Source organism: Campylobacter sp. 10_1_50 (assembly GCF_000238755.1).
GTDB classification, from domain to species: domain Bacteria; phylum Campylobacterota; class Campylobacteria; order Campylobacterales; family Campylobacteraceae; genus Campylobacter_A; species Campylobacter_A concisus_R.
Genome location: NZ_JH414888.1, coordinates 118,825 through 129,015 on the forward strand (window position 1 = coordinate 118,825; position 10,191 = coordinate 129,015).

A 10,191-nucleotide genomic window follows, 5' to 3' on the forward strand; every position below is an offset into this window, starting at 1 on the left:
AATCAACCACGTAACAGTTGCCATTTTCTATCAAATTTAAAGCTAGCCGTAAAAGCTTGCGCCCTCATCTTAAATTTGACGCAAATTTATATCCCTTCAGCCAAAAGCAATCATCCACCCTAAATTTAACAATTTAAACGTTATTTTTAAATTCCGCTACTCTGGCTTTTGCAGCCTGCGTGATATCATCCTCGTAGTCGTAGAAGTTAAAGGTCGCTCCGTGCTGAAAAAAGCCATTTAGTATATCGCCACTTTGGCGGTTTTTCAGATCGAGCTCGGCCACCTTAAAGCCGTCATTTGTCGCGCAAAATTCTTTTAGTCTAGCTGGCGCCTCTTTTAGCTTGGTAAATAAAAAGCAGTATCCATCGCCGCCATTTCGCCCCACTCTACCGCGCAGCTGATGAAGCGTGGCAAGCCCCAACCTCTCAGCGCCCACGATTACGATAGTATTTAGCCTTGGTAGCGAGATACCCACCTCAACAACGGTTGTTGAGAGCAAAATTTCGCCCTCTTCTCTAAAGCGCCTTAAAATTTCCTCTTTTTCTTTATCCTTGCCGTGCGTTACGAAGACATTTTTGAAATTCTTTAGCCAAAAGCCCTGCGCCTCGCTTAGACTTTGGTAGTTTGAGCTCTCGCTGCTCTCGACTAGCGGATAGATGATGGCTACTTGAAAGCCGCCCGCAAGCTGCTTTTTGATGTGAGTTAGCAAAAAGCCAAACTCGCTAGCGCCTAAAATTTGGCTCGTTATATTTTTCTTAAACGGCATCTGCTTTAAAAAGCTAAAGTTTACGATCTCAGACTGGATTAAACTTAGCGTCCTAGGTATCGGAGTAGCTGAAAACTGCACGAAATTTGCTCGCTCGTCCTCGTTTGAAGCCAGCTCCTCTATCTTTTTGCGCTGGTTTGAGCCAAAGCGGTGCTGCTCATCGACCATGACAAGCGGCGAGTTTGGCAGCTCGTGAAAGAGTAGCGCATGCGTGCCAACGATCAAATTTACCCCGCTAAAGTCTATCTTTTTCTCCCCGCTTCGCACCAGCATCACGTTCATAAAAGGCGGCAGCAGCCTCTTTGCTTCGTTATAAATTTGCTCGCTTAAGATGCTTGTTGGCGCCATCAAAATGGCACTTTGCGGATAGACGCTAAGCGCTGCTGCTAGGATCACAAGCGTCTTGCCACTTCCCACGTCGCCCATTATGACGCGCCTTTTTGCCTGCACGGCGCTAAGGTCGTCTCTGATGTCATTTATGGCGTTTATCTGGTCGTTTATCGGCGTAAATGGCAAGCTCTTAAGCCAAGAGCTTATGTCAAAAAGCTTGATTTTTGGGCTTTTAAAGTAGGTTTTTTTGGCACTTAGCTTTTTTATGTAGTTAAAAATTTCTACAAATTTTAAGATTTCTAAGCCCTTGCCCTCGTTTTTTAGGCGGTATAAAATTTGCACGCTTTGCTCGTCTAGCCTTTGTAGATCGGCTAGAAATTTAGCCTCTTTTTCGTTTAAGCCCTCGGCCATTAAATTTTGCAAATTTAGATATTTTAAGATGAGTTTTTTTAGCTCCTCATCTTTTAGCTCGGTCTTAAATTTAGGCACGATCTGGCCTATTTTTGTGGTGATTTTAGGATTTACGATCTGCCATGAGCCAAAGGCGTAGGAGCAAAGCCCATATATAGCCATCTCTTTGCCCGTCTTAAAAGCGCCGTAGTGCCAAGACTTTGCGTTAAAAATGACGATCTTTACGCTACTTTGCCACTGCTCGCAAAAGGCAAGTGCCGTTAGCATGCCAGGGCGCGAGGCGAGTGAGGTGATCTTTACATTTATGCAGACCTGCCCTTCTCTTGGGCTCTTAGCGATCGTCGTATCCTCAAAACCCTTTGGTAGCACAAGAGCAAGGTCGAGCAGGCTAATCACGCCTATTTTTAGAAGTTTTGCTCTGTCGCTTGCTTCAAATTTCATTTTTTAAGACGCAAAAACTTAGCTGATTGATCTCTGCGTGGGCTTTTATGAAGCTATTTAGCTCGTTTAGCGAAAGGGCTGAAATTTTATCCAGATCCTTTAAAAATGCCCCAAGCTCGCCATGCTCGTAAAACTCGCCCTGCGCGATGTCAAGGCGCTTAAATAGCGTCTCTAGTCTAAGTGGCAAAGAGCCAAGTAAAAATTTCTTCGCCTGCTCAAGCTCGGCCTTGCTAACGCCTTTTTTACTAAATTTTAAAATTTCCTCTTTTATAACGGCGATCGCCTCATCTTTTTTCTCATTTTTTGTCTGCATGTAGCCGTAAAGCTGGCTGTAAGAGAGATTTAGCAAATTTCTAGCGTAGGCGCTATATGCAAGCCCTCTTTTCACGCGGATCTCCTCCATGAGCCTCGAGCCAAAGCCACCCTCGCCTAGGATAAATGTCGCCACCGCAGCCTTGTATTTTTCTTCAGGTTTTACATTAAATGGTGAGCCAAAATAGATGTAGGCCTGCTCGCTTTGCCTGATGATCTCGCTGCTTTCGCACTTGCCACTTGGGTTAAAGCGCTCTAGTTTTCGCACCTTGCCAGGCTTTAGGATCTCTAAAACGCTAGCTAGCTCTTTTGTCTGCTTCTCATCGATGTCGCCACCAAGCACGCAAAGCAAATTTGAAAGGTCTAAATGCTCGCTTAAAAACTTTCTCACATCTTCAAGCGTGATCGCTTTTACGCTCTTTTTAGTACCGATACTAGGCTCTGAAAGCACGCTTTTTGGGTATAAAAGCTCAAAGAGCCCCTGCCTTGCCACGTAGTCAAAGTCATTTTCATTTGCTGCGATCTCGCCAAGTGTGACGGTTTTGCACCTATTTAGAATTTCTTCAGTTAAATTTGGAGCACTTATAAGCTCTTTTAGCTTGCCGCACGCAAAGGCAAAGTGCTCTTTTAGGCAGTTTAGATCGATGCAAAATGTCTCAAAGCCGCAGCTTGCATTTAGGCTAATCGCCCTTACTTCAAGCTCTTTAGCGAATTTAGCCGAGCCTAGCTTCATATCGCCCTCGTTTAGCAAATTTGCACTTAGCCTTGCAAGGCCTGCTAGCTTGCCATTTTGCGAGTTACCAGCTGCCTTGAAAACTAGTTTTAGGCTCACTACTGGCATCGCTTTTGAGCTTTCAAAAACGACTGGGATTTTTACATTTTTTACATTGATATCTAAAATTTTCATCTAAAATTTCTCCAAAATATCGTAGTTTGTGTTGCGCTTAGCTGGAATTTCTCCGACATCTTTTATAAGCTCGATCATCTGATCTTGATTCATCCTAAAGCTAGCACCTGCGGCCTTTACGACGTTTTCTTCCATCATTGTGCTACCAAGGTCGTTTGCGCCAAAAAGAAGTGCGAGCTGACCTACATAGCTACCCTGCGTTACCCAGCTGCTTTGGATATTTTTAAAGTTATCCAAAAAGAGCCTTGAAACCGCAAGAAGCCTTAGATAGACGTTTGAGCTTTGCTTTTTGATCTCAGGGAATTCTTGCATGAGCTTTGTATTTAGCCCCTGAAAGCTCCAAAGTATAAACGCCCTAAATCCAGCCGTTTCATCTTGTAAATTTCTGATATGCTCCCAGTGCTCCACTATCTCACGAGTGCTCTCAACCGTGCCAAACATCATCGTAGCAGTCGTCTTCATGCCAAGCTCGTGCGCCTCTTTGTGTATGCGAAGCCAGTCTGCGGTGTCGCACTTTTTAGGGGCAATAATGTCACGCACTCTGTCACTTAAAATCTCAGCTCCAGCCCCTGGCATCGAGTATAAGCCCTTTTCATTTAGGCGTCTTAAGACATCTTTTGTAGAAATTTTTGAAACTCTTGCGATGTAGTCGATCTCAACGGCAGAAAAGCCATGTATCGTGATGCTTGGATAGTGCTTGCTGATGTAGCTTACTAGCTCCTCGTACCACTCGATCTTTAGCTTTGGATGAACGCCACCTTGAAATAAAATTTGCGTGCCACCAATGGCGATAAGCTCCTCGATCTTCTTGCCGATCTCCTCGAAACTTAGCACATAAGCGTCCTCTTCTTTTGCGTGGCGGTAAAATGCGCAAAATTTACAATCCACCCAGCAGACATTTGTATAGTTGATATTGCGATCTACGATGAAGGTCGTTATATTATCTGGATGAAGCTCTTTTTTTCTAGCTAGCGCCATCTTGCCAAGCTCGTAAAGCGGTGCATTTTCTATAAGGTCGATGGCTTCATTTACACTAAGTCTTTTCAAATTTAACCTTTTATTTTGCTTATTTTTGGGCAAGAGTTTAGCCAAAAATGCTTTTAAATATGATAAATCAGGCGTTATGAAAAATTAATTTTTAAAGGCTAAAATGTGAGAAATTCTTTAAAGGAGCAAGTTATGAAAAAGGTTATATTTGCCGTTATCTGCGGGCTATTTTTAGTTGGTTGTGTTAAAAATGAACCAAAGCCAGCCAAGCCTCAAGGAGAAAGTTGTGGATGTGCTCATCATCAAAAAATGATGCAAGAAAATATGCCAAGCTGCCCACATTATGGCATGCAAGGTGCTATGCATGAGCAAATGCCGGCAGGCTGCCCAGCTCACGCAAAATAGATAAAGTGCCAAATGGCACTTTATTTTAATATAACCTTATCGCCTTTAGTGCCTAAAACCTGCACTTTCTCGCCGTTTTTTAGCGCTCCGTCATACTTCCAAAGAGTGCCTTTAAAATAGACCATATTTTCTCTGATCTCGCCAACTCCTGGCTCATCTAAAAACTCCTCGTTATAGCTCTCTTTTTTAGCCATAAATTTACTCTTTAACGGCGCCTTTAAGAGCGCAAGCAAGATAAATGCAAGCACTAAGACGGCTAAAATTTGAAAGCTCCACTCAAAACTAAAGCCAAAATTTACCGCCCCAACGATGATAAAAGCGACGCCAAAAAAGAGCAGATAAAATGAAAATAGCATAAGCTCAGCCACGCACAAGAGCGCGCCGATGGCTATCATTATAAATGGACTTATCACGCCTTATCCTTAGCTAAGAAATTCTTTAAAACGCTAAGCGAGCCAATTAGCTCAGTCGCCTCATAAGGGACTAAAATTTTATCTTTTGAGCTATTTTTAGCTAGCTCGCTAAATGCCCCGACCCTATCACGTGCTAGCAGAAATTCAGCCGCATTTGCGTTTTTGCTCATGCTATCATTTATCATATCCATAGCCTCTTTTTGAGCCGTTGCGATGGCGATTTGCTCGTATTTTTTCGCATCAGCCATACGCTCGATCGCCTCTGCTTGAAGCACTTTTTCTTGTTTTAGCGCCTCTGCGTTGCGGATTAGTGCCTCTTTTTCAGCCAAGGCTTTTAGCTCGATCGCACGCTTTTCACGCTCTGCCTTCATCTGCATATTCATCGCCTCTTCGATGCCAAGTGGGACAGAAATTTCAGAAATTTCCACACGCATGATCTTTACGCCCCAGTTGCCAGCTGCGTCGCCAAGGGCTACTTGAAGTGCGGCATTTAGGCGGTCACGTGAGCTTAGCGTATCATCAAGGTTCATAGCGCCTATCTCGCCACGAAGCGTTGTCATGGCTAAATTTGCAATGGCGCGCTTGTAGTTATCTACGTTATAAACCGCCATTTTTGCGTCAAATACCTTTAAAAAGACGATACCATCGACGCTAATATTGACATTATCTTTTGTGATGACTTGCTGTTTTGTGATATCAACAAGCTGCTCTTTTATAGTTATGATCGCCCTTATCTGATCGACAAATGGGATGATAATGTGAAATCCACCGTCAAGCACCTTGTGAAATTTACCAAGTCGCTCGATCAGCAGGTTGTCTGCTTGCGAAACGATCTTGATGCCAGCTTTTAAAAACAAAAATGCAAAAATGACCAAAACAACGACTAAAACGCCAAATGTCTCAACTTGCATCTTCTCTCCTTTAATTTATAATTTGTTATTTTCTTAAGTATTATAATACATTTTTAAATTTTATTTTCAAAAAGGATCAGCATGAAAAATTTTATCTTTGCACTAAGTGCGGCTCTACTTTTAGCAGGTTGCGCTACGTCAAACCAAAGCACGAGCGTCCCACAAGGCAAATGTGAAGTAAAAGGTAGCTGCATGGCTCCAGTAAGCAGCATCGAAGGCACTTACAAGGCATTTTTACCTTGCGCTAGCTGCATGGGCATAGACTCAACCCTCACACTAAAAAAGGACGGCACATTTGAAAGTGTGATGAACTACAAGTCAAAAGACAACTACAAAGCCGTTAGCAAGGGCAAATACTCTATAAAAAATGGCGTTATCACAACAGTTGATGAGTATAAAGAGAAGAGCTTTTATAAGATCGAGGGAGAGAGCCTAAAGATGCTTGACATGGATCAAAAAGAGGTCACTGGCGAGCTAAAAGACAAATACATCTTTAAACGCGTAAAATAAATTTTAAAGGCAAAATGATATAATTTTGCAATTTTTAAGGAGTTGCAAATGAAATATCTTTTTGCCATACTTATCTCATTTTTCATCATTGGCTGCGCGAAAAATGAAAATTTAAAGCCACAAAATCAAGAGCAAACACAAAAATCAAAAGAAGAAAAACCCCTAGTTAGAGACGAAAAACCCAAAAAACCAGAAAAACTAATACTTTCAAACTCTATCTACACGAGCTACTATACCACCTTGCCATGTTCAAACTGCGAGGGCATAAAGACCATCCTAACTCTAAATAAAGACAAAACCTACACAAAAACTATGCTTACGATGGATAAGGCTGCTACTTTGGTAGAAAAAGGTGGCACATTTGATGTCGATGAGAGCGCTATCGTGCTAAAAGATGAAAGTGGCACACTTAGCTACTTTGTGCCAAACAAAAACTCACTTCTTCAGCTTGATGATAAGAAAAATAAGCGAGTTGGCGTGCTAGCTCAAATTTATAATTACGAGCCGGTAAATAAGGCATATAAAGATAGTTTTTTTGCTAGATTTTCTAAATTTAAAGACAAAAATGGCTTTTTAGAGCTTGTGCTTGTGCCTAGTAAAAATGGCGCAAAGATAAGCTTTTACTCATCGCTAAAAGACGGCTCGCCACTTTGTAAATTTAACTCAGAGCTGCTTTATGACAAGGGCATTTTTTACCTTTTAGACGAAAAAGGTGTGGCTTTAAGCGTGCATAAAACTGCTAACGACATCTTCATAATCGCAAACGATAAAATTTGCAAAAATGCTCACATAAGCGGACACTACAAAAGAGAAAAAGGCAGATCTAGCCTCTTTGGCAAGGGCTTTTTTGCTAAACTTACAAACGAGTCAGCAAATGCTGATGTGATGAAATTTTATGGCGCAAAAAACATAAAAAGAGATAATACTAAAAAAGAAAATAGCTACATCGTCACAAATAAAAACGAGAGAATTTTTGAATACACCTTGCTAAATGGCATCATCACAAGCATTGAAATTTACTCAAATGAGTTTAAAACTCCTGAAAATATCAGCCTAAAATCAAATTTCAAAGATATAAAAAACGCCCTTGTCATCTCTAAATTTCAAAGCGACGCAAACAATATCTATCTAAAAATAGACAGCCACGACATGCTAATAAAGCTTAAAAATCCACTCGCAAAAGAGATAACAAGCTTAAGCCAGATCCCAGACGAGGCGCAGATAGAACAGATAACTCTCATGTGGAACCAGTAGCTTGAAAGAGTATCTTAAGCTTTTAAAGGACGAGAGAAATTTCCGCCTTTTAAGCACCATCCAGCTCATGTGCTACTTTGGTGTGTGGTTCTCACACACTGGCATCTTTACGCTACTTATCTCGCTTGACGCTCCTGTTTGGGCGCTTACACTAAGTGCGGCGATGGCATTTATCCCGGGTGTTGTCATCGCTCCGTTTAGTGGCATTTTGGTTGATAAATTTAGCCCAAAACCGATGCTCGTTATCATGATGGCGGTTGAGACCATAAGCGTTTTTATGCTACTTTTTATAAATTCGCTTGATTATTTATGGTTGCTTTTGCTTATCATTTTTATCAGAAACGGTGTTGGCGGGATGTATTTTCAAGTAGAGATGAGCGTGCTGCCAAAAATTTTAAGCAAAGAGAGCCTAAAGCTTGCAAACGAGATCCACTCGATCATCTGGGCGGTCTCATACACCGCTGGCATAGGGCTTGCTGGCGTTTATATACACTTTTTTGGTATCAAAAGCGCCTTTTTGCTTGACGGAGCTCTTTATCTTTGCAGTTTTGGCTTTTTATATCTTTTAAAGCTAGACGAGTTAAAGCCAGAATTTATAGAAAAACCTCTAAAAATGCTAAAAAACGGCCTTAAATATCTAAAAGAAAATAGGCTCATAGTCCATCTTATATTTTTGCATGCCTTTGTTGGCATTACCGCTTATGACGCGCTTATCGCGCTTTTGGCTGACTATAGATACGCAAATTTGCTCTCAACCTCGCTAGTTATTGGCCTGCTAAACGCCTCAAGATCGATCTCGCTTATGTTTGCACCAGCCATGCTTAGTAAATTTATGAATAAAAAAACGCTCATCTACATCTACATCGGTCAAGGGCTTGGCATCATCATCTGGGCATTGTCGCTTCAAAATTTCTACCTAGCGCTCGTTGGCATCGTCTTTGCAGGCTTTTGCACCTCAAGCCTTTGGAGCTACACCTACACGCTACTTCAGCAAAACTGCCAAAAGGGATTTTACGGCCGCGTGATCGCCTATAACGATATGGTTTTTCTTGGATTTAGCGCGCTTATCTCATTTGCGATTGGCTTTTTATACGAGCTTGGACTAAGCGTGGAGATGATCGCAACCTTTATGGGAAGCCTCTTTTTCGTTGGAGCCTTTTACTACCACGTAGTTTCAAAAAGGTATGAGATAAGGTAATAATATTTATTTTTAATTAAATTTTTTAAAACTAATATTCAATTATTTTATAATTAACCGATATAAAATTCAAATCATTATGTAAAGGAATTCGTGTGAAGTCAATCACCAATAAAATAGCGCTAATGTTAATAGTTGCTCTATGTATTTCGTTTGTGGCTATGTCAGCCACTAGTTACTACACCGCTCAGAACAAGACTATTGAGTTAGTTAGTCAAAATCAAGATCAAATTTTAAAAGATGCAAAATCAGTAGCACAAAGTTTTATTGCTGATTATAGCGATGCTTCAAAGAGGCTTACTAAAAATTTGACAAATTTAAATAGCGATAATGAATTTATATCTAAACTAAAAGTAGAAAAAGAAAACTCCAATGATATCGTTGGCGATATCTATTATGGCATAGAAAGCGAGCCTAAACTATATGTAAGCACCGGTGAAATACTAACTAAGGAAAAAGATGATTATGACGCTAGGACAAGAGACTGGTATAAGGAAGCTAAAGATAGTGGCAAAACAGTCTTTTCAGAACCTTATGTAGATGCAACAACAAATAGGTTAGTCATCACATTCTCCACTGCACTTTATAAAAATGGTAAAGTAGTTGGTGTAAGCGGTATAGATGTCGATAGTCAAAGCATTGCTGAAAAACTGCTTGACATGGGAAAGACTGAGTTTGGTTATATATATTTTATGAACAAAGATGGCGTAGTTTTAGTTCATGATACATTAGATCTACTTGGCAAAGCTGTAAAATCCACAAAACTTTTAGCTCAAAAATATGCAAATAAAGATTTTGATGAGAATGGTCTCATATCCTATACAAACGAAAAAGGCGAAAATGTAACTGCTAAAATTTTACCTATAAATGACGACGGCTGGCTCGCAGTTGCTGCGATAAATGCCGATACTTTCACGAGCCAGACTATGCCTCTCCTAAAGATCCAACTAATCCTAGCAGTGCTATTTATAGTTATCCTCTCAGCATTTGTCTATTTCTTACTTAAAAAGTCTCTTAACCCTATAAAAATCATCCAGTCTAAGCTTGATGATGTGTTTAAATTTGTAACTTACGAAGCAAAAGCACCAAGCAAGCTAGAGGTAAGATCAAATGATGAATTTGGTGAGATGAGTAAAGCGATAAATGAAAACATCGATAAAGTAGTAGCTGGCATCAAAAAAGATAGCACTATGATAGATGAGCTAAATAAGGTAGCAAATTTAATGATCAAAGGAAACCTTGGAGCAAAGATAGGCTCAACTCCAAACAACCCATCGCTAAATGAACTAAAAGAGCTAACTAAATTAAATTCTTTACATCTATCTCAGCAAATTTAAAGGGCATAA

Annotated in this window: 10 protein-coding genes; 5 read left to right on the top strand and 5 right to left on the bottom strand. The window is 40.6% G+C overall.

Annotation, left to right across the window (positions count from 1 at the left end; translation table 11 throughout):
- Positions 1–133: 133 nt before the first annotated feature.
- From recG to HMPREF1019_RS04900, 3 genes are read right to left on the bottom strand one after another with little or no spacing between them, the layout of a single operon-like run.
- Entirely contained in the window at positions 134–1,948 is a 1,815-nt protein-coding gene (recG, locus tag HMPREF1019_RS04890; protein WP_009294601.1) for an ATP-dependent DNA helicase RecG, read from the bottom strand.
- Positions 1,938–3,167, bottom strand: coding sequence for a M16 family metallopeptidase (locus HMPREF1019_RS04895; protein ID WP_009294602.1), 1,230 nt, complete (start codon positions 3,165–3,167; stop codon positions 1,938–1,940). Before HMPREF1019_RS04895 ends, recG begins: the two co-directional genes overlap by 11 nt.
- Positions 3,168–4,214: a dehypoxanthine futalosine cyclase gene (locus HMPREF1019_RS04900; protein ID WP_009294603.1), complete on the bottom strand. Its 1,047-nt coding sequence runs from the start codon at positions 4,212–4,214 to the stop codon at positions 3,168–3,170. It lies immediately after the preceding gene.
- Between the two features lie 132 nt (positions 4,215–4,346).
- On the opposite strand from HMPREF1019_RS04900, the gene HMPREF1019_RS04905 reads away from it, so the two are divergent.
- Positions 4,347–4,559 carry a hypothetical protein gene (locus HMPREF1019_RS04905; protein ID WP_009294604.1) on the top strand — a complete coding sequence of 71 codons (213 nt, stop codon included), beginning with the start codon at positions 4,347–4,349 and terminating at the stop codon, positions 4,557–4,559.
- 20 nt (positions 4,560–4,579) lie between these two features.
- Here HMPREF1019_RS04905 and HMPREF1019_RS04910 read toward each other — a convergent pair whose 3' ends face one another.
- Entirely contained in the window at positions 4,580–4,972 is a 393-nt protein-coding gene (locus HMPREF1019_RS04910) for an NfeD family protein (RefSeq protein ID WP_009294605.1), read from the bottom strand.
- Positions 4,969–5,883 carry an SPFH domain-containing protein gene (locus tag HMPREF1019_RS04915; RefSeq protein WP_009294606.1) on the bottom strand — a complete coding sequence of 305 codons (915 nt, stop codon included), beginning with the start codon at positions 5,881–5,883 and terminating at the stop codon, positions 4,969–4,971. Before HMPREF1019_RS04915 ends, HMPREF1019_RS04910 begins: the two co-directional genes overlap by 4 nt.
- A gap of 81 nt (positions 5,884–5,964) precedes the next feature.
- Between HMPREF1019_RS04915 and HMPREF1019_RS04920 the strand changes: the two genes are divergently transcribed.
- The 4 genes from HMPREF1019_RS04920 (at position 5,965) to HMPREF1019_RS04935 (ending at position 10,182) form a co-directional block, all read left to right on the top strand.
- Complete coding sequence (locus tag HMPREF1019_RS04920; RefSeq protein ID WP_009294607.1) at positions 5,965–6,393, top strand: copper resistance protein NlpE; 429 nt, start codon at positions 5,965–5,967, stop codon at positions 6,391–6,393.
- A 48-nt stretch (positions 6,394–6,441) separates the two neighbouring features.
- On the top strand, positions 6,442–7,647 hold the full coding sequence (locus HMPREF1019_RS04925) for a copper resistance protein NlpE (RefSeq protein WP_009294608.1): 1,206 nt from the start codon (positions 6,442–6,444) through the stop codon (positions 7,645–7,647).
- Between the two features lies 1 nt (position 7,648).
- Entirely contained in the window at positions 7,649–8,845 is a 1,197-nt protein-coding gene (locus HMPREF1019_RS04930) for an MFS transporter (protein WP_009294609.1), read from the top strand.
- 95 nt (positions 8,846–8,940) lie between these two features.
- A complete protein-coding gene (locus HMPREF1019_RS04935) occupies positions 8,941–10,182 on the top strand; it encodes a PDC sensor domain-containing protein (RefSeq protein WP_009294610.1) in 1,242 nt (413 codons plus the stop codon).
- The last annotated feature ends 9 nt before the right edge of the window (positions 10,183–10,191 follow it).